This window comes from Glaciecola sp. HA4-3 (genome assembly GCF_055693685.1).
Genome location: NZ_CM146340.1, coordinates 441,079 through 460,001, shown reverse-complemented (window position 1 = coordinate 460,001; position 18,923 = coordinate 441,079). Strand labels below are relative to the sequence as shown.

Annotated in this window: 13 protein-coding genes and 3 pseudogenes; 10 read left to right on the top strand and 6 right to left on the bottom strand. The window is 41.3% G+C overall.

The window, feature by feature from the left end; translation table 11 throughout:
* Positions 1 to 61: 61 nt before the first annotated feature.
* Positions 62 to 3,859 (bottom strand): bifunctional proline dehydrogenase/L-glutamate gamma-semialdehyde dehydrogenase PutA, encoded by a 3,798-nt coding sequence (gene putA, locus ACZ1G6_RS02185; protein WP_472617861.1) that lies wholly within the window; start codon positions 3,857 to 3,859, stop codon positions 62 to 64.
* A 211-nt stretch (positions 3,860 to 4,070) separates the two neighbouring features.
* On the opposite strand from putA, the gene ACZ1G6_RS02180 reads away from it, so the two are divergent.
* The 10 genes and pseudogenes from ACZ1G6_RS02180 to ACZ1G6_RS02135 all read left to right on the top strand — a co-directional run bounded on the left by ACZ1G6_RS02180 (position 4,071) and on the right by ACZ1G6_RS02135 (position 12,124).
* Positions 4,071 to 5,822, top strand: coding sequence for a TIGR03545 family protein (locus ACZ1G6_RS02180; RefSeq protein ID WP_472617860.1), 1,752 nt, complete (start codon positions 4,071 to 4,073; stop codon positions 5,820 to 5,822).
* Between the two features lie 30 nt (positions 5,823 to 5,852).
* A complete protein-coding gene (gene ftsB, locus ACZ1G6_RS02175; RefSeq protein WP_472617859.1) occupies positions 5,853 to 6,134 on the top strand; it encodes a cell division protein FtsB in 282 nt (93 codons plus the stop codon).
* Positions 6,135 to 6,174: 40 nt separating this feature from the next.
* Positions 6,175 to 6,897 carry a 2-C-methyl-D-erythritol 4-phosphate cytidylyltransferase gene (gene ispD, locus ACZ1G6_RS02170; protein WP_472617858.1) on the top strand — a complete coding sequence of 241 codons (723 nt, stop codon included), beginning with the start codon at positions 6,175 to 6,177 and terminating at the stop codon, positions 6,895 to 6,897.
* Entirely contained in the window at positions 6,890 to 7,375 is a 486-nt protein-coding gene (ispF, locus tag ACZ1G6_RS02165) for a 2-C-methyl-D-erythritol 2,4-cyclodiphosphate synthase (RefSeq protein ID WP_472617857.1), read from the top strand. Before ispD ends, ispF begins: the two co-directional genes overlap by 8 nt.
* A gap of 23 nt (positions 7,376 to 7,398) precedes the next feature.
* A complete protein-coding gene (gene truD, locus ACZ1G6_RS02160; protein WP_472617856.1) occupies positions 7,399 to 8,454 on the top strand; it encodes a tRNA pseudouridine(13) synthase TruD in 1,056 nt (351 codons plus the stop codon).
* A gap of 89 nt (positions 8,455 to 8,543) precedes the next feature.
* On the top strand, positions 8,544 to 9,176 hold the full coding sequence (locus ACZ1G6_RS02155) for a protein-L-isoaspartate(D-aspartate) O-methyltransferase (protein WP_472617855.1): 633 nt from the start codon (positions 8,544 to 8,546) through the stop codon (positions 9,174 to 9,176).
* On the top strand, positions 9,173 to 9,751 hold the full coding sequence (locus tag ACZ1G6_RS02150; protein ID WP_472617854.1) for a YqaA family protein: 579 nt from the start codon (positions 9,173 to 9,175) through the stop codon (positions 9,749 to 9,751). The genes ACZ1G6_RS02155 and ACZ1G6_RS02150 overlap by 4 nt, the downstream gene beginning before the upstream one ends.
* A gap of 446 nt (positions 9,752 to 10,197) precedes the next feature.
* Positions 10,198 to 10,602 carry a peptidoglycan DD-metalloendopeptidase family protein gene (locus ACZ1G6_RS02145; RefSeq protein ID WP_472617853.1) on the top strand — a complete coding sequence of 135 codons (405 nt, stop codon included), beginning with the start codon at positions 10,198 to 10,200 and terminating at the stop codon, positions 10,600 to 10,602.
* Positions 10,603 to 10,657: 55 nt separating this feature from the next.
* Positions 10,658 to 11,661, top strand: a pseudogene (gene rpoS, locus ACZ1G6_RS02140) (RNA polymerase sigma factor RpoS).
* A 58-nt stretch (positions 11,662 to 11,719) separates the two neighbouring features.
* The gene (locus tag ACZ1G6_RS02135) at positions 11,720 to 12,124 is read left to right on the top strand and encodes a hypothetical protein (protein WP_472617852.1); all 405 of its coding nucleotides are present in this window, start codon (positions 11,720 to 11,722) and stop codon (positions 12,122 to 12,124) included.
* 183 nt (positions 12,125 to 12,307) lie between these two features.
* Here ACZ1G6_RS02135 and ACZ1G6_RS02130 read toward each other — a convergent pair whose 3' ends face one another.
* From ACZ1G6_RS02130 to iadA, 5 genes and pseudogenes are all read right to left on the bottom strand, one after another.
* Positions 12,308 to 13,231 (bottom strand): Mur ligase family protein, encoded by a 924-nt coding sequence (locus ACZ1G6_RS02130; RefSeq protein WP_472617851.1) that lies wholly within the window; start codon positions 13,229 to 13,231, stop codon positions 12,308 to 12,310.
* A gap of 11 nt (positions 13,232 to 13,242) precedes the next feature.
* Positions 13,243 to 13,923, bottom strand: coding sequence for a hypothetical protein (locus ACZ1G6_RS02125; protein WP_472617850.1), 681 nt, complete (start codon positions 13,921 to 13,923; stop codon positions 13,243 to 13,245).
* A 31-nt stretch (positions 13,924 to 13,954) separates the two neighbouring features.
* Positions 13,955 to 16,776 (bottom strand): annotated as a pseudogene (gene cphA, locus ACZ1G6_RS02120) (cyanophycin synthetase).
* A gap of 168 nt (positions 16,777 to 16,944) precedes the next feature.
* Positions 16,945 to 17,764, bottom strand: a pseudogene (locus tag ACZ1G6_RS02115) (cyanophycinase).
* Positions 17,765 to 17,769: 5 nt separating this feature from the next.
* A complete protein-coding gene (gene iadA / locus ACZ1G6_RS02110; protein WP_472617849.1) occupies positions 17,770 to 18,921 on the bottom strand; it encodes a beta-aspartyl-peptidase in 1,152 nt (383 codons plus the stop codon).
* Positions 18,922 to 18,923: the final 2 nt, after the last annotated feature.

Sequence of the window (18,923 nt, the reverse complement as noted above, 5' to 3'; positions counted from 1 at the left end):
ACATGTCTTCTATTAATTCAGCAAATGATAACCCTAGTGTAAGCAAGGATGCGTCCAAAGGCTACTCATCCTCTTCTTCTAATGTCATTAGCGATGTATTACCGCCTGAAGCCGTCGTATCGATGCTAATGGTTTTTTCAGTCAATAATCGCTGAATCATATTATCATTATATTCAGCGGTAATAACCGGTAAAATTGCGCCTTGTCTGGCAGCCATTTTTTGCACAAAGCCTTTAATACGAGAAGTATTACTATCGACTATCATGCCCGCAATATCTTTATGCTCTAAAAGGGCTTCAGTATGCTTTAGTCTAGCGACTTGGAAAACACCTTTGGCAGCGCCGGTGCTTTCGAACTTATCTTTAAACGCTAATGCTTCTTCGTAAAATAAATCTGATACTACTGCTATTACCGTGTTTCCTGTTGCCAGCGCAGTCACAATTGATAGCGTCCAATATTCAAAGGTTACTTCTTTATCGGCAAAACTTACTAATACTCCGCGAGGCTCTAAATGAAGTGTATTTGATTCACCTGTTGGCTCAGGCAAGATCATTGGCTTTTTCAAACGCTTTTCGATGGCAATTAATTGGGAACGCGCACTAGCTAGGGTTCTATTTAGGTCCTCTGCTAGGTCTTCAACAATATCAACTGTCGCTATCTTAGCCAATAACTGGCGCACGGCAGACAAGCGCGATGTCAAGCTGGTAAGTCGCCAGTTTTGGGTTTGAGCAACTGACATATCAACCATCTTAGTAGCCTCGACCAAAGAGCTTTTGTCACTGCCAAGTGCTTGGTCATCAGAGAAATCATCAGTATTTCCATCTAAATCAGGCGTCACTTTTTCCATCATCAAACGAGGCAAATAATTAGGACCACCGGCTTTAGGGCCAGTACCAGACAATCCGCGCCCACCAAATGGTTGTACCCCAACAATGGCACCAATCATATTGCGATTAATATAAACATTACCCGCTCGAGATAACTTGGCTAGCTCGTATGCACGCTCTTCAATGCGAGTATGAATGCCCATAGTGAGTCCAAAACCTGTATTATTAATCTGCTCAATAACCGAATCTAATTGCTTTGCGCTAAAGCGCACAATATGCACGCAAGGACCAAAGACTTCTTTTGTTAGCACATTTAAGTTATCAATTTCATACAGCCTTGGTGCAAAGTAATGGCCCTCTAATTCTGGGGCGATTGGGCATTGATAAAGCAGTTTGCCTTTAGTTTGCATAAACTGTGCATGTGCTTCAAGCGCGTTTAAGGCCTTAGTATCTATTACTGGGCCAATATCCGTAGATAGCCATTGTGGGTCTCCCACGCTAAGCTCTTTCATTGCGCCTGTAATCATGGTGATCAAATCATCTGCAATGTCTTCTTGTACAAATAAAACTCGAAGCGCCGAGCATCGCTGCCCTGCACTTTGAAAACCAGACATGATCACATCATCAACTACTTGCTCTGGTAGTGCCGTCGAATCAACTATCATGCAGTTTTGCCCGCCTGTTTCGGCGATAAGCGGTATCTGAGTTGTCGCGCGCTGGGCTAATACTCTTGATATTAGCGTACCGGTTTGCGTGGAGCCGGTAAACATAACGCCTTGAATGCGGTCATCAGGCAACAATACTTTACCAACATCAGGCCCCGGCGCGATGACAAGTTGTACAGCGTCTTTTGGTAATCCTACGCGATACATCAGCTCTAAGGCGCGTAGCGCAATTAAACTAGTCTGTTCGGCAGGTTTTGCAATAACCGTATTACCTGTTGCAAGGGCAGCCACGACTTGACCTAAGAAAATAGCCAGTGGAAAATTCCAAGGGCTAATACACAAAATTACACCACGAGGAACCAAGCGATTATCAACGTCAAGTTTCTTAGCTTCAACCGCATAATATCGACAAAAATCAACCGCCTCTCTTATTTCATCAATACTATCTTGGGTCACTTTGCCTGCTTCTTTTATGCAATAAGCAATTAACTCTGGCATGTGACGCTCCAAAATATCAGCGGTGCGCATCAGAATATCAGCTCGCGTCTCTACATTAGTTTGAGACCATGAACTAAATGCATTATGGGTCGCCTGAAGTTTATCAAGCATGCTTTTTTCATCATCATAACGATGATAACCAAGTACTTCATTGGTATTTGCTGGGTTTACTACCGTTTGAGATGCATCATCTGGTGCTTCTAAGGTCATAATGTGCTGCGAATACCATCGCTTCATATCCAGCGCGAGTTCATTGACTTTATTTAAGTCATAAATATCGAAGCCTTTTGCGTTGTCTCTAGTATCACCATATAAGTCGATTGGCATCACAATTTGGGTGTTCTGACGCTTCGCTAAGCGCTGAGTGTGCTCAACAGGATCTGTCAATAATTCCTCTACTTCTTTAGAGTCATCAACGATTGCATTAACAAACGAAGAATTCGCACCATTTTCAAGTAGTCGGCGCACCAAATAGGCTAACAAATCCTCATGTTGTCCAACAGGCGCATACACTCGGCATTGAATTTTGTCATGCGTTACTATTTGATCATATAAAGTATCACCCATGCCATGAAGACATTGAAACTCAAATCCTTCTTTATCATCTTCGGCTAACTCTAAAATCACCGACGCGGTATATGCATTATGAGTCGCAAACTGAGGATAAATCGAATCACGATATGCTAATAAGCGATTAGCACATGCATGATAAGACACATCGGTCGATGCTTTTCGGGTAAATACGGGAAAGTCTTCATGGCCACCCTGTTGAGAATGTTTGATTTCGGTATCCCAATACGCCCCTTTCACTAAACGCACCATCATCTTTTTATTGACTTTGGTCGTTAATTCTCGCAGCCAGTCAATCACAAATATGGCGCGTTTTTGATACGCTTGAACAGCTAGACCAAATCCTTGCCAATCAGATAAGTCCGGGTCACTAAATACCCTTTCGATAATATCAAGCGATATCTCAAGTCTCTCTGATTCTTCTGCATCAACGGTCAAGCCAATATCATACTGCTTGGCTTGCATACAAAGTTGTTTCAAGCGCTGACAAATTTCATCCACCACAGTATCTTCTTTGACAAAATCATAACGAGGATGAATAGCAGATAATTTTACAGATATGCCGGGGCTTAAACGCGGTCCTTTTCCTTTTGCCGCTTTACCTATGACTTCTATTGCATCTTCATAGGCATCAAAATAACGCATGGCATCTTGATGCGTGCGAGCTCCTTCGCCAAGCATATCGTATGAATACACGTAGCCTATTTTTTCTTTTTCTTGAGCTCGTACAACTGCATCTTCAATTGTCTCGCCCATAACAAACTGCTTACCCATTACTTTCATCGCGATATTCATCGCTTTACGAATAACAGGTTCACCCACTTTACCAAGGGTTTTCTTTAATAAGCCAAATTGTGCTTTTTTGCGTTCATTGGCATAGTTCACCATATTGCCGGTAAACATTAAGCCCCATGCGGAAGCATTAACAAAGATAGAGTCACTGTTGCCTAAATGCGTAGACCATTGACCTTGTGAAAGTTTGTCTCTTATTAGTTCATCTTGAGTGCGCTTGTCAGGCACACGCAGCAAAGCTTCTGCTAAGCACATTAAAACAACACCTTCTTCAGTCGAAAGTGAATATTCATTTAATAGAGCGTCAACACCGCCGTGGCCTTCTTGTTCTTCACGAATTCTTAAGACCATGGTACGTGCTCTTTCCCATGCTCGGCTGCGGGCGCGCATGCTCACCTCAGCCTCTGGCAAAATATGCTCAATGGCCTGCGCTTCGTTAATTCTGTAGTAGTCTCTAATTCGTTGACGAATAGACGAATCAGTCGCTAAATCTTTATTTACTAACATAAGCCAAACACCTCACAAATCTTATAAGCAATACACCATAAATTGGCGGCTACAATAATCGTAATTGACGCGTTTTTCCACCTTAGTGTTAAATAAAGTTATGCATTGGTGGCAACTAATTGTGTTCTTTAATACACTAAGCAATAGAATCAACTTCGTTTGTGTTTTTTCCAATACAAAACGATGTAAACACCGCCATGGAGATGCAGTAATGTCTAGTCAATATGAAGTCGCGCACAATAAGCCCCTAATATGTCAAAAACAGCAAGGAAAGGTTTCAATTTGGCTGTTAATTCCAACTATTTCTATTGTCGGTTTAGTACTGGTATATTTATTGTTTGCCAATACTTTCTTAAAAAGTATCGCAGAATCAGCAATTGGAAATTCAGCTGGGGCGCAGGTTGATATTGATGATCTTGATCACAGTTTGTTTCCATTTGGCTTAGAAATTTCAAGATTACAAATAACAGATAACGCTAAGCCAAGCACCAATAAAGTGGAAATCGACTTTATATCTGCTGACATTGCCCTTATGCCACTTATCTCTAGCAAAGTCATGATTGAAGAGCTTGTGGCTGATAACATTGCGTTTGGCACACCAAGAACATCACCCGGTGAAGTTTATAGACAAAGCGATGCTCAAAGCTCGTTTGGTTTCCCTTCACTTGAAGATTTGCCAAGCGTAGACGAAGTCCTTGCAAAATCTCCATTAAAAACCACCGCAGCAGTACAAGAAGCGCAAACCGTTTATCAAAAGTACGATGAAGCACTCCAAGCGCAATACGCCACTGTTCCAAACAAAGATAAACTAGCTCAATACAAGGCGCGCATTGAATCGTTTAAAACAATGGACTTTAAAGACCCAGCAAAAATTGCCACTGCAACTGCAGACTTTAAAGCGCTCAAAGATGAAATAAAAGCAGACAAAGAAAAAATTCAGGCCTTTGTCGCCTTAGCCCAAGAAGCTCAAAGTGAAGTAGCACAAAGCGTCAGTAATTTAAAAACAGCCCCACAAGAAGATTATGCCTTATTAAGCGGTTTAGTTGCCGGTGATGAAGCGGCTATTAGTCAAGTTACGCAACAAGTTTTTGGAGAACAAGCTCAGCTCTACACAAAAGCCCTTGTGTTAGCAGCAGACATGCTACTTAATAGTTCAGGTGAAGCAGCCCAAGAAGACGTTGCAAATGATAGCTATCCAGAATTACCAAAAGTCTGGGTGAAAAATGCAAGAATTAGCATGAAGCTTGGTCAGGAAAGTTTATCAAGTGTCTGGTCAAACATTACCGAAAATCATGCAAAAGTTGGCTCGCCCACTATATTTGAAATCGCATCAACCGATGCTACATCGTGGGATAGTTTTAACTTAAATGGTCAACTAGAAATCTTGCAGGGAATGCTAAATGCCAATCAACAATGGGATATAAAAGGTGCTGCATTAGAAAATCTCGCATTAATCCCACAAGATACCGCACAAAAACTCAGCGCCGTATTAAATAGTGGCTTACTCAATAGCACTGGTACTTTAAATATCAATGATAACAACCTAGCAGGGACCTCAGCGTTTTTATTGCGTCAGCTTGATATCAGTGCACAAGGACAAAACCAAATAACAAATGCCGTTGCAGCTGCCCTTAATGATCAAAGCAGTTTAGATCTACAAGGAATATTTAGTGGAAAGTTGAGCAGTCCATCTATTAAAGTAAAGTCAGATCTAGATGCTAAATTGATGAGTGCCTTTGGCGCTGGAATTGCAGATAACCCTAAACTTGCTGAGCTAAAACAAAAACTCAATGCGCAGGCAGCCCAGCAGCTCGGTACTTCAAATACGCAATTAGATGCAATTGGCGATTTACTAGCAGCCGCGCAAGGTGATACAGGTGCTTTAAATGAATTGTTAGACGCTCAAATGGCGGATAAAAAAGAGCAAGTACTTGATAAATTAAAGAACAAACTGTTTAATTAATAAACAACAATAGTATTAGGTATTCACAGCATGAAGAACAAATGGATTATGATTGTGTTAATTGCACTCATTGCTGTGCTCCAATATCGTCTTTGGTTTGGTAAAAGTAGTGTTGCTGATTATCACGCAATGCAAGCTCAAATTGAGCTGTTAGAAGAACAAAATGCCAAGCTAAAACAGCGAAATGAATTATTACAAGCGGATATAGAAGACTTACAATTGGGTATTGATTCAGTCGAAGAACGTGCCCGACATGAACTTGGTTTAATAAAAGATGGTGAAACATTTTATCGTATCCTACCCAAGGAGTAGCGTTATTGCTAAGCTCAGCTGACCTTAACAGGTAATATCATTGAACCAATATAATGTAGTGATCCCTGCCGCGGGCATTGGTAGCAGAATGCACAGCCATGATCAATATCACGGCAAAGCAAAACAATATTTACGCATAGGTCGAAAATGTGTACTTGAACACACTATCGACTCTTTTTTGTCTCATTCGTTAATCAACAAAGTAGTGGTCGTGCTGCATCCAAACGATCACGATTTCTCAACACTTGAAGTCTCAAAATCTCCTCAAGTATTGACCACCATTGGCGGTGATGAACGGGTAGATTCGGTACTGGCAGGCCTGCAGTTATTGCAAGAAAACGGGTTTGATGAACAAGAGTGGGTGTTAGTTCACGACGCCGCAAGGCCTTGTATTGATCATGAACAAATAACGCAGTTAATACACGCTTGTATTAATCAAACAACTCACAGTGGTGCAATATTAGCAGTGCCGGTAGCAGATACGTTAAAACAGCAAAAGCAAAATGAGTTAGTGATCAAAAAGACGGTCGAAAGAGACAAGCTATGGCAGGCACAAACACCTCAAATGTTTAAGTTACAAGCTTTGACTGTCGCTATAAGTCACGCAAAAAAGACAAAGGCGACAATTACCGATGAAGCTTCTGCAATGGAACTGATGAAGCAAGATATTATTTTAGTAGAAGGTAAATCAAGTAATTTAAAAATCACGCGACCAAGCGATATGGCCCTAGCCCACTTTTATTTGGAACAACATAATGATTAGAATCGGGCACGGATATGACGTGCATAAATTTGGTGGCTCAGGCCCTGTAATTTTGTGCGGTGAAGCAATTGCGCATGAAACAGGTCTTGTGGCGCACTCTGATGGTGATGTAGCGCTGCATGCCTTGTGCGATGCATTATTAGGGGCCTTAGCATTAGGTGATATTGGTAAACACTTTCCTGATACTAGCAGCCAATACAAAAATGCAGATTCAATGACACTACTTTTGCATGTGTATCAATTAATTCGTGATGAAGGTTATCATCTGAATAACGCTGACATTACAATTGCTGCACAAGCTCCGAAATTAGCACCGTTTATCGATAATATGCGAAATAATATTGCGCAATGTTTAAAAGTAGAAAGCCACCAAATCAGCGTTAAAGCAACAACGACTGAAAAGCTTGGGTTTGTTGGGCGTAAAGAAGGAATCGAAGCACATGCTGTTGTGATAATCAGTGATGAGTCGGCAAGCTGATGCTAAATATAACGGTAAATAACTTGACGTTTTTGCACGGCGGCCCCATAGCAAAAGGGAAACTCAAGCAGAGCCTACAAGACTTCAAAGTATCAGAAGAACTCAGTTTTACGCCTTCTGGGGACGGCGAACATCATCTGTTGTTTGTTGAAAAAACCGGTTTAAATACCGCATTTGTAGCAGAGGCGCTTGCAAAGCATGCCAATATCCCACTTCGCAATGTAAGTTATGCAGGCCGCAAAGACAAATATGCCACAACCACACAATGGTTTAGCATTTATCCTAGTAAACAAACCGATATTAGCTGGGATGATTTCTCACTTGAGGGTGCTGTCATTCTAGAGCATACCTTTAATCAAAAAAAGTTGCGATTAGGCGCAATAAAAGTAAATCACTTTGATATCACTATTAAAGAAATAGAACATGAAAGTCCATGTGAACTAGAATTTAAGACAGCACTTACGGCATTGTTTAATAAGATCAAGCAAAGTGGCGTACCTAATTATTATGGAAATCAACGTTTTGGTGAAATGATCAAAGCTGACGGTAGCCGTCAATTAGGTGGTAATCTAGCGCTTGCTGAGAAATTGCTTAATGGTGAAGTTATTCGCAATCGAAATAAACGCTCGATGGCAATTTCAGCCCTAAGAAGCTGGCTATTTAATCAATCCGTGAGCATGCGACTGTCTGAGCATGGCAGCAATACGATTTTAGAAGGTGATGCATTAAGCTTAGCTAACAGTAATAGTTATTTTATTTACACTCAAGACAAGGAAGATATCGATACAATTACTAAGCGAGTATCCCAAAAAGACCTTATGCTTACTTGCCCTTTATGGGGAAAAGGAGAGCTTGAAACAGTAGAACAAGCCTTAAGCTTTGAAAGCAAGTTGGCCGATGAGCATCAGTTAGTATGTCAAACTTTAGCGCAATTAGGCCTATCACAAGAAAGACGCAATTTTTGTGTATTTCCACAAGATTTTACATGGGAAATAAGCGATAATTCGCTGCAAGTTAAATTTAGCCTACCAAGTGGATGTTTCGCTACCTCTGTTTTACGAGAAATAGTGGAAACCTAGCAACACTCAACAGGATAATAATTTACTTCACCATCATTCTTAAAAGTTTGCTGCTTAGTCTGTACTAGCACATAGGAAGTATTTATCCCATGCGAATAAAAAAGGGACAACAACTCGCTAACATCCTTCGTCAAGAAGGGATAAAAGATACTCTAGTACTTGATACTATCGCAGCATTGCCTCGTGAGTTGTTTTTGCCCCATGCACTAGCACATAAAGCATACGAAAACACTGCATTACCAATTGGGCAAGGTCAGACTATTTCACAACCCTATACGGTTGCCAAAATGACCGAGCTATTACTTAAAAAAGTGGGGCGAGACTCCACTATTTTGGAAATTGGAACAGGCTCAGGATATCAAACAGCAGTGTTAGCCAGCATTTTCGCAAGAGTATGCAGTGTAGAGAGGATCAAGACCTTACAGTTTCAAGCTAAACGAAAATTTAACCAACTAGATTTACACAATGTAAAACTAAAACATGCTGATGGCTGGCTTGGCTGGCCAAGTAAAGCGCCATTTGATGGGATATTAGTCACCGCAGCTGCCTCGAAACTTCCGCAAGCTTTAGGTGAGCAACTTGCTCATGACGGGCGCTTAGTCATTCCAGTTGGCGATGATGAGCAAAAGCTATTATGCATCGATAAGCAAGGTGAACAATTGCACCCCCAACATATTGAAAACGTAAAATTTGTGCCCTTAGTCGCCGGAGCAGTATTATGAAAATCTTTACTCCCCTATATTACAATTGCTTAAAATGGGCAAAGCATCGTCATGCAGAAAAATACTTAGCAGGTTTGAGCTGCGCTGAAAGCACCTTCTTCCCCATTCCTCCAGATGTTATGTTAGCTCCAATGGTACTTAGCAATACTGATAAGGCTTGGCGGTTTGCTGCGGTGACGACGCTTGCATCTGTCGTTGGAGGGATTTTGGGATATGTCATGGGATACTTCGCGTTTGATTCAATCATAGCTCCCTTAATTACCCAATGGGGTTACACAGAAAAATTAGACTTAGCCCAACAATGGTTTTCCCAGTATGGTGTTTGGGTAGTCTTTATTGCGGGCTTTTCTCCAATTCCCTATAAAGTCTTTACCATAAGTGCCGGTGCCCTGAGTATGGCATTTTTGCCTTTTGTAATTGCTTCGACCGTAGGCCGAGGGTTGCGCTTTTTTCTAGTTGCTGCGTTTATGAAATATGGTGGGCCACCAATGGAAGCTAAACTCAAACACTATATTGAATATTTGGGATGGGCTGTCATTGTGTTGGCATTAGTCGCGTACTTAATACTTAAATAGCATTTATTTAGTAAAAATGAGCATTTTTTTTCACAATTTTAAGAATTACGTAACAAGTATACTAATGGTTAGTATAACCGTGACTTTGCTTTTTTCTTGTAGTTCATATCATGTCCCAGCTCCTGTCGTTAGCTTAGATACAAAAATAGCGACTGAACAAAATTTAACCGTTATCGAAGGCGATACATACCGCGTAGAACCTTGGTGATACGCTGTTTGCCATTGCCTTTTACTCTGGTAATGACTATCGTGATTTAGCACGAATTAACAACATTACAGCCCCCTACAACATCCAAATTGGTCAAGAGATCAATTTAGTTGCCAAGTCAGCAAATACCGTCCAAAACCTTAATCTAGCACAAACTAAGCCCCTTTCGAACCCTAGCAAGGTTGACTCACCTTCAGCGCAAGAGTATGGTGAAGCTAAGGAAAGAAAAAACGAAGCGTTGTCGCTAGAACCATCGAATAAAACTGATGTTAGCTTATTATGGATTTGGCCAGCGTTAGGCAATGATGCTATTGCAACCGTAGGGAGTGATGGCAGTAAACGTGGCGTAGATATTAAAGGAACAATAGGGTCTGAAGTATTGGCATCCGCCGGCGGTAAAGTAGTTTATGCTGGGAATGCACTTAAAGGATATGGGAACCTCATCATTATTAAGCATAACGATGACTATCTCAGCGCTTATGCTCACAATCAGACAATATTGGTAAGTGAACAAACTTACGTCAGGCAGGGTCAACAAATTGCAACAATGGGAAATTCAGGTTCCAGTGAAGTCATGTTGCATTTTGAGATTAGGAAAAAAGGCAAATCTGTCGATCCTTTCAGATACCTACCAAGACGCTAAACCTGTAGTTTTTAGCAAAATTTATGCAATAAGCAACAGCGGGTGACTAGATATGATGGTAGCACAGGGTTCTGACTCTAACGATAATTCAAGCAACGAAGTTGACGCTTTCGACTATGACGAAATAGACGAACGTGAAGATAGTCCGACGCCAAAAAATGAAACCAAATCATCTGATGAGGATTTTGAAGCTGCAACAAAAGAAGCACCCGCACCAAAAGCCTTAGACGCAACACAAATTTATTTAAATGAAATTGGTTACTCTCCTTTGCTAACGGCTCAAGAAGAAGTCAAGTTTGCTCGTGAAGCACTAAAAGGCAATGTCGCCTCGCGTGAACGCATGATCGTGAGTAATTTGCGCCTATGGTAGTTAAAATTGCAAGACGTTATAACAATCGCGGATTAGCGCTACTTGACCTTATCGAAGAAGGTAATTTAGGTTTAATAAGGGCGGTTGAAAAATTTGACCCAGAACGTGGTTTCCGCTTTTCAACCTATGCAACATGGTGGATACGCCAAACCATTGAGCGCGCGTTGATGAATCAAACGCGAACCATAAGATTACCTATTCATGTAGTAAAAGAGCTTAATTTGTATTTACGTACTGCTCGTAAGTTGGCACAAGAGCTTGACCATGAACCCACACCAGAGGATATCGCTGAAGCGACAGGTGAGCCTGTAAAAAATGTCCAGCGTATGCTCAAATTAAATGAAAGAATTAGTAGTGTCGATAGCCCAGTTGCAGGAGATAGCACAAAAGCAATGCTTGAAGTGATTGCTGACGAACATGATGCTTCACCAGAAACGCAGTTTGAAAATAGCAACTTAAAATCTGATATTGTACATTGGTTGGAAATATTAAACCCTAAACAACGTGAAGTATTATCAAGACGTTTTGGTTTGCTAGGCCACGAACCCGCAACTTTAGAAGAGGTCGGCGTTGAGATAGGTTTGACGCGCGAACGTGTAAGACAAATCCAAGTCGAAGCATTAAAACGTCTGAAAGAAATACTGCGCCATCAGGGTCTTAGTATTGAAGCTTTATTTGCTGAAAAATAAAGCATTCAATCTGTCCGTTTAAGTTATCGCTTAAGCGGCAACTTACTTAAGATTACACATGCAAATAAACGTATTTACTCGCTTACTTCTGTCTGCCATTATTGCCTTTGTTAGCTACGCTGCTTGGGCTTATTATGCCAATAGCCTAGTTACTGATGACACACAAATATTACTAAAAGCCGCTTTTGTCCAAGGCACATATAGTAGCGCTGTGACCTTATTTTTTACCTTTTTGTTAGAACTTTTCTACAAACGATATGGTGCAAACTCTTATTGTCTAGCATTCATTGTCCCTAAAATAAGTCCTCGTCCAACATCCGAACAAAAATGCACTACTCGCGAAACCTTTCAATCGAGCCTGACTAAGGTCAAAAAACGGTGCAATGGCAGGTGTTTACTCAGGCGCCATTTTGTCTCCGTTACCCGCTTTATTCATTCAATCAATACTTGTTGTTGCTATTAATATATTATTTGCTACCCCTAATCTTTGGCTGACGGTAGCACCCTCAATATTTTTTAGTGCCATTTATGGCTATAGTTATAGTATTGCTTTGATGAAAAAAGATAAGGCTGATGCTAACTAAGACTGTGCAGGTACGATTGCACTTTTTCTCTATCCGTCAGAATGAAAAGAATGACAAGATCACTAAGGCTTCGCTTTTTCCATTGCCAATGATGTACCTTTTACGGGATCTGGCGTACACAATATTTGCGAGTCTTGCACTCCCTTTGACAACAAATGCTGCTTCACTATCTGACTAATTTCGTTGATTTGTCTACCTCGAAGATATGTCTCTATTTCAGCTAAGATATATGTCTTTGGCGATAATTCAAATACGATATCTGCCACATCTTGCATATCGTTATCAGAGCGGTCACCAGCATGGCTAAATAAAACATGTATGTTTTCGGTACGCATGTTTTTTGCCATATTAACGATGGCTTGCATACTGTGGGCGTTGTGAGCAAAGTCGACTAAAACATCAATACCTTTGATTGAAAACAAATTGCCACGACCAGGATTGTCATGGCTAGATTGGCCAAAACTGTGTAAACCTTCTTGAATCGCTTGGTTCGATATACCCAAGGATTTACACAAGCCAATCACGCCAAGTGCGTTTTGGATATTGTGCATGGCAGTACCGTTCATACTCATAGGGATTTGTGCAATATCTGCCATTATTTCTTTGTTCTTTTGACTATATACAAGCTTGCCGTCTTCAACAAATACACAAGGTAAACCCCATGATTGATTATGCTCTATCATCTTGTTGTGCGCTGACGTACTAAACCAACAGATAGGAACATTCAGCATTTTTGAGTATTGCACTAAGCGATTGTCATCAGCATTAAGCACTAACATAGTATTTGAACGAATGGCTTTACTTACCATGAGTTTTACCTGCGCAATGTCATCCACCGAATTGATGCCATATTGCCCCAGATGATCAGCAGCTGCATTGGTTACTAATGCTACATTAGCTAGTTCAATTGGCAGCCCTCTTCGTAATAGACCACCTCGAGCGACTTCTAAAAATGCTAATTGCGTTCGTTTATCGCGCAACAACATTCTTGCACCACCTATGGTCCAGAATAATCACCTTCATCGATAATATCATCACCAACTTTGATAAAGTCAGTAGACGTCACACCGGCATTAAGACCTGCACATTGTGCGATCTTAGCTGCCAATCTAACACTCGTTGATTTTCCATTTGTACCCGTAATTAGTGCAACAGGAATAGAAGAATATTCTTGCCATTTGATCTGATTAACATCTGGTAGTTTATTAATTGGCCAAGTCATAGAAGTACTTCCAAAACCTAAGCTTATCTCATCATCGTCAACTAGGCATGGACAGTTGTGCTGTTTGGCTTCGTTCAATATATCTAACAGTGATTGATTAGACTCTTGAGTAATCGCATCTTTTAGCAAGGCTACTTGAGCGTCTACATCTACTGTATTTAACTTAAATATTTCATCTTTTGTACACGCTAGTGCAAGCTCTAAAACATCACATGCACTATACAATACATCCATTTGAGCCGAGATAGATACACTTATACCTGTATAGTAATCACGCGAGTAACACTCACTTTGCCACCCCAATTCATTGCTCAGGCGCTTTGCGTGCTCACAAAGTAATGCCATAACTTTTTGAGTATCTAATCCCTCAACAAACACATCGATAATAGCCCCAGGCTCATCACTAAGTAAATTCGGTCCTGTTAGTCTTCTGACTTCATCAAGCTCTATGTGCACGTTATCAACCCCTTACATTCACACTTTATACTTAGTCTGACTCTTCATCGCGCTCAACCACGATATGAACGCCACGGTCGTCTTTTACTATGCGCTGCCCTACTTCCAATTCAAACTTGTTTTCAACAGGCTCAAATAACTTTTCAGGGAAGTCTTCTGATGGTTCATGCTCTGCCTCTAAGTGCTTTTCACCATCTTCATTAAAATGCACAATTTGTTTCCAACAACGTGTAATGTTATCACCAAGAATAACTAACAAATCACCCGCTTTACATGCGTCTAAGCCATGAGTAACGGCTTCTTCTTCACTTGGGATAACAGCGATCTGTTCATCCTTCATACCGGCTTTAAGTAGAGTTTGTTTAATTAATAATGGAACTTCATCAAACCCTCGCCCGCGCCTGTCATCGTCAGCTTTACACACTATATAGTCAAAAGTTCCTGCGACACTTTTTGCCGCTTCAATAATGTCTTCATCTCGACGATCGCCTAGCATTGCTATCACTAAACGACGCTTGCCTTTTACTTCCAAACGCTCAGCTAAACCAGCAATAGTTTGAATGGCGGCAGGGTTATGAGCGTAATCAAGTATCACTTTGAAGGGGTGTTCATCAAAAATATTTAAGCGACTAAGGCGCTTGGTAGAAAGAGGTATTGAAAATCCGTAAACCCTGCCTGATATCCTCAAGTGATGTGTCAAAACTATATGCCATAGCAGTAGCAAACATAGCATTTTGAACGTTATGTAAGGCTTTTCCTTCTATTGTTGCAGGAATCAAATGAGTCCATAACAAAGGAATATGCGCCCCCTTGTCATATATGGTGATCATATCTCCGTTAATACCTTTTTCAAGTACAACAGCCATACCACCTGTTCTGATATGCTCGCGCACTAGGCCATGCCCAGAATCCATGGTGACATAGCAAATTTGTTTCGCCTGACAGAACTCTGCCATTTGTAAGCAGTGAATATCATCAGCATTTAGCACGACACAGTCTTGCGCAACTTCAGCTACAACACGTTTAATTTGAGCTAATTGCTCTAAGGTATTAATGCCTCGTTGTCCTAAATGGTCTGCGGCTATATTCAATACGGCACTAACATCACTGCTGGTATAGCCTAAACCTCGTTTAACAATCCCACCGCGAGCCGTTTCCATTATGGCAAAATCGACACTGGGGTCTCGTAACACTATTTGCGCAGACGTAGGGCCTGTCATATCACCTTTTACCGTTAAGTGGCCATCAATATAAACGCCATCAGTAGATGTCATGCCGGTGGTAAACCCTGCACTTTTCATAATGCTTGCAAGCATTCTAGAACTTGTCGTCTTACCATTTGTGCCTGTAATTGCAGCAACGGGAATACGTGATTTACTACCAGGAGGGAACAGCATGTCCATTACTTTACCTGATACATCCCTTGGCGTACCTTCGCTTGGCGCAACATGCATTCTAAATCCTAGCGCGGCATTACATTCACAGATACCACCACCGATCTCTTTATATGACTTACTAATATCGTCGGTCAAAAAGTCCACGCCACCAATGTCTAATCCAATGGCTTTAATGGCTCGTACCGCCATATCGCGATTATCTGGGTGAACAATATCTGTTACATCGATTGCAGTTCCACCAGTAGACAGGTTAGCAGTAGAGCGTAGATAAAACGTTTGCTCTTTTTCAAGCACTGTTTCTTTGGTGTAACCAGCCTCTTCCATCAAACGATTAGCTTGATTATCAAGCTCTAATCGGGTTAATACTTTTTCATGCCCTACTCCTCGACGAGGATCTTGATTCACAATATCAATTAGCTCTTCAATGGTATGCATACCATCACCAATTACATGACTAAGGCACTCGTTTAGCAACCGCTACAAGTTCGTTGTTTACGACTAACATTCGATGATCGTATCCGGTTAAAAAACTTTCGACTAAAACGGCTCGGCTCGTACCGTGTTTTTGCGCTTCGCCAAACGCAATTTCAACTTCTTCATCGGTGTTCAAATTAATGCTTACGCCCCTGCCATGATTCGCATTTAATGGTTTAAGAACGACTGGATAACCAATGCGTTTGGCGGCGCGCACTGCTTGGCGCTCACTGTAAATCATTAATTGTTGAGGAACCGGTAAACCTAAGTCATTTAATAGGTTATGGGTGTCTTCTTTATCGCATGATATTTCAACCGCAATATGTTTTGTTTCGCTCGTAATCGTAGCTTGAATACGCTTTTGGTATTTGCCATGACCAAACTGAACAAGGCTATAATTATTAAGCCTTAACCAAGGTATATCTCGTTCTTGCGCAGCTGACACTAATGAGCCTGTACTAGGTCCAAACTCTTTTCTTTGTGCCATTTTAATAAAATCGGTGAGCTCTTGCTCAAAATTAAAATCATCGTCAATATCAGCACCAATGGCTTGCTGAACCTTTTGCGGCATTAGATGTTGTAATAAACGCATGCCTAGGGCCCCGGCTTCAAGCCCTACATCGCTTTGTTGGTATTGATAAACAACATAGTAACACCCCTTGTCTTCCAAACTACGGGTGCGTCCAAAGCTGACATCAGAGCCCGCTAAATTTTGTAATTCAATCGCCACATGCTCCCAAATATGACCAATCCAAGTACCTTCGTCCTCTCTTAGCCGGCGCAGAAAACCGCCTTCGCTACCATACGAACATCCATGAGACTGCAAAGAAGGTATGGCAGATACCAATCCCTCAATAAAGTCTTGACCCAATTTCACTGAGGGCCAGTTTTCCAACTCACCAATATCAATTTGAAAACATATTACAGGGAAGTTTGCATACACGTTGGGACCAACATATACATTGCGACTTAGAATTTTCATAGAGTGAGTACCTTGGTATTTATTTTATCTGGCAAAACGCGATATTTGTTTGAGTAATACTTATACCAAAGTACATAAAAAAGGCAGCTAATGCCACCTTTGTTTATAAATTATTAACGCTAATAGTATTAGCTTTTGTACACGTTTTTCTTTGTGCTTGTTATCGGTTTAACTAGCATAAGGCTTGCGCTCGCCAATGTTAAACCGACCACCAGATGCCAATATGTGTACTTTTAAATTAAGCAGCGTCAACGCATCCCCGGTCCTAGCTTCAGCCATTGACGAATATTCAATATCACTAGGGTCCACTACCGTAATTGCACCACTACCCACTACGGTAAACTCCTCATTGTGGTCAATAAATGCTGCCGTATCTTCGTCTAGGCCTATACCTATCAAAAATGGATTGTAGGAAACGGCGGATAACAATCTAGCTAAACGATTTCGTTCGTTAAAGTGTTGATCTACTACAATCGTATTGATTAGGCCCATGCCTTAGTGCCAAATTGACACCATCTTCGGTTGGCACTATCCCAGTGCTACCGCCGGTTATCATATGTTGAGAAACAATTGCAGCACCAGCTGATGTGCCCGCATAATTGACACCTTTTGCATTGAGTTGCCTAATTGCTTTGGCAATTGGCGTACCACCTAAAATCGTGGATAGCCGCAACTGATTGCCCCCTGTCACAAAAATACCTGTGCTTTTTTCAAGTGTTTTCACATAGTCAGGATTTTGCGCATCGCTGCGCTCAGTAATAGGTAAGCTATAGGTCTTTTTCACACCTATCTCTTCAAATATTTTTTGATAACGTGGCCCGGTGTCATCTAATTGTGAAGCGGTTGGAATCACGGTGATCACAGCATCTTTGCCGCCAGAGACTTCAACAAACTTCGCCAGTATCTCGGGGTTATCAAATTTTTCTTCACCACCGCCTATTGGAATAACATATCCTCTAGGGGTGCCGTTAATTGTTGGTGAGGGCATAATGTTTACTCGAATGTGCCTTTTTTAATTTGTTGCTTATGATGAACATGCAGTACCCCTAAGGCTATTACATGGTCAATACGTTTGTTTTCGTCAAGAATAATTAAATCTGCATCAGCGCCTACTTTGATCCTGCCTTTGTGTTCAAAATTCATAAGACTTGCAACGTTGTGCGTAAAAAATGGTAAGAAGGCTTCAAGTGAATGTCCCTCATCTAATAAGGTATAAAACACTTCAGTCATTGCCATTGATTCGGCAAAATCCATTTTTTTTAGTCTGCCATCAGCATGAAAGTCAGGTAAGCATCCACCACCATCTGAGCTGATGGTTAATTTGTCTTGTGGAAGATCCTTTTGATGCATATAACGCGCTAAGGCCTCTGAAGGTTCAAAGCCTTCTGGGCCTGTCTCAAAAGCGGTAACATCCACCCAACAACCTTGTTGTGCAAGGTCACACGCTTCTTCAAATAAAAATCGTTGCCGGTTGATATGTGTCGGATTAAACGTGCGTGGTGGTAACTCTGATTCGTTTAGGGCCTCGCGCACAAGCGATAGACCTCTTTCACCATCCCCCAAATGCAAATGTAACATTCCTGCTTTACCAGTCATCAATCGTGCAACATGGGCTTGAGACGCTATCTTTAATAACTCATTAAGAGTCGGCTGACTCGAGCGATGATCGCTTATAGCCAATTCTCCCACACCAATAATTGGCTCTATAAAAACGATATCCGTTTGTACTGAACCTGTCAGTGTTGTTGGTGGTAGATGATACCCGCCCGTGTAACAATAGGCTGAAAAGCCCTCTTCTCTAAGCGCATATACTTGGGCAACCATCGACTCAGTGTTGCGCGTAATATCATCTGTTCCTAATAAGCCAACAGCAGTTGTCACACCAGCACGAGTAAACTTACTTAAAGGAACAGGTGGCACTCGAGTTGAAAATCCAGCTTCACCACCACCGCCTGTAATGTGCGTATGTCCATCAATAAAACCTGGGCAAACGATACATCCATTTGCATCCAAAACAGAATGTGGCAAATCAATATTAGGCACTGTGTCGCTAATATGCACTATCTTATTATGCGCAATGACCAAATGCTTAATACCAAGCGCTTTAGGTGAATAAACGTTGGCATTTTTAATAAGCGTAATCAAAT

Coding starts and splice junctions, on each gene's coding strand:
- ACZ1G6_RS02130 (WP_472617851.1), bottom strand. CDS start 13,231: ATGTTGTTGCGCGATAAACGAACGCAATTAGCATTTTTAGAAGTCGCT.
- ACZ1G6_RS02180 (WP_472617860.1), top strand. CDS start 4,071: ATGTCTAGTCAATATGAAGTCGCGCACAATAAGCCCCTAATATGTCAA.
- ACZ1G6_RS02150 (WP_472617854.1), top strand. CDS start 9,173: ATGAAAATCTTTACTCCCCTATATTACAATTGCTTAAAATGGGCAAAG.
- ftsB (WP_472617859.1), top strand. CDS start 5,853: ATGAAGAACAAATGGATTATGATTGTGTTAATTGCACTCATTGCTGTG.
- ispF (WP_472617857.1), top strand. CDS start 6,890: ATGATTAGAATCGGGCACGGATATGACGTGCATAAATTTGGTGGCTCA.
- ACZ1G6_RS02155 (WP_472617855.1), top strand. CDS start 8,544: ATGCGAATAAAAAAGGGACAACAACTCGCTAACATCCTTCGTCAAGAA.
- putA (WP_472617861.1), bottom strand. CDS start 3,859: ATGTTAGTAAATAAAGATTTAGCGACTGATTCGTCTATTCGTCAACGA.
- ACZ1G6_RS02135 (WP_472617852.1), top strand. CDS start 11,720: ATGCAAATAAACGTATTTACTCGCTTACTTCTGTCTGCCATTATTGCC.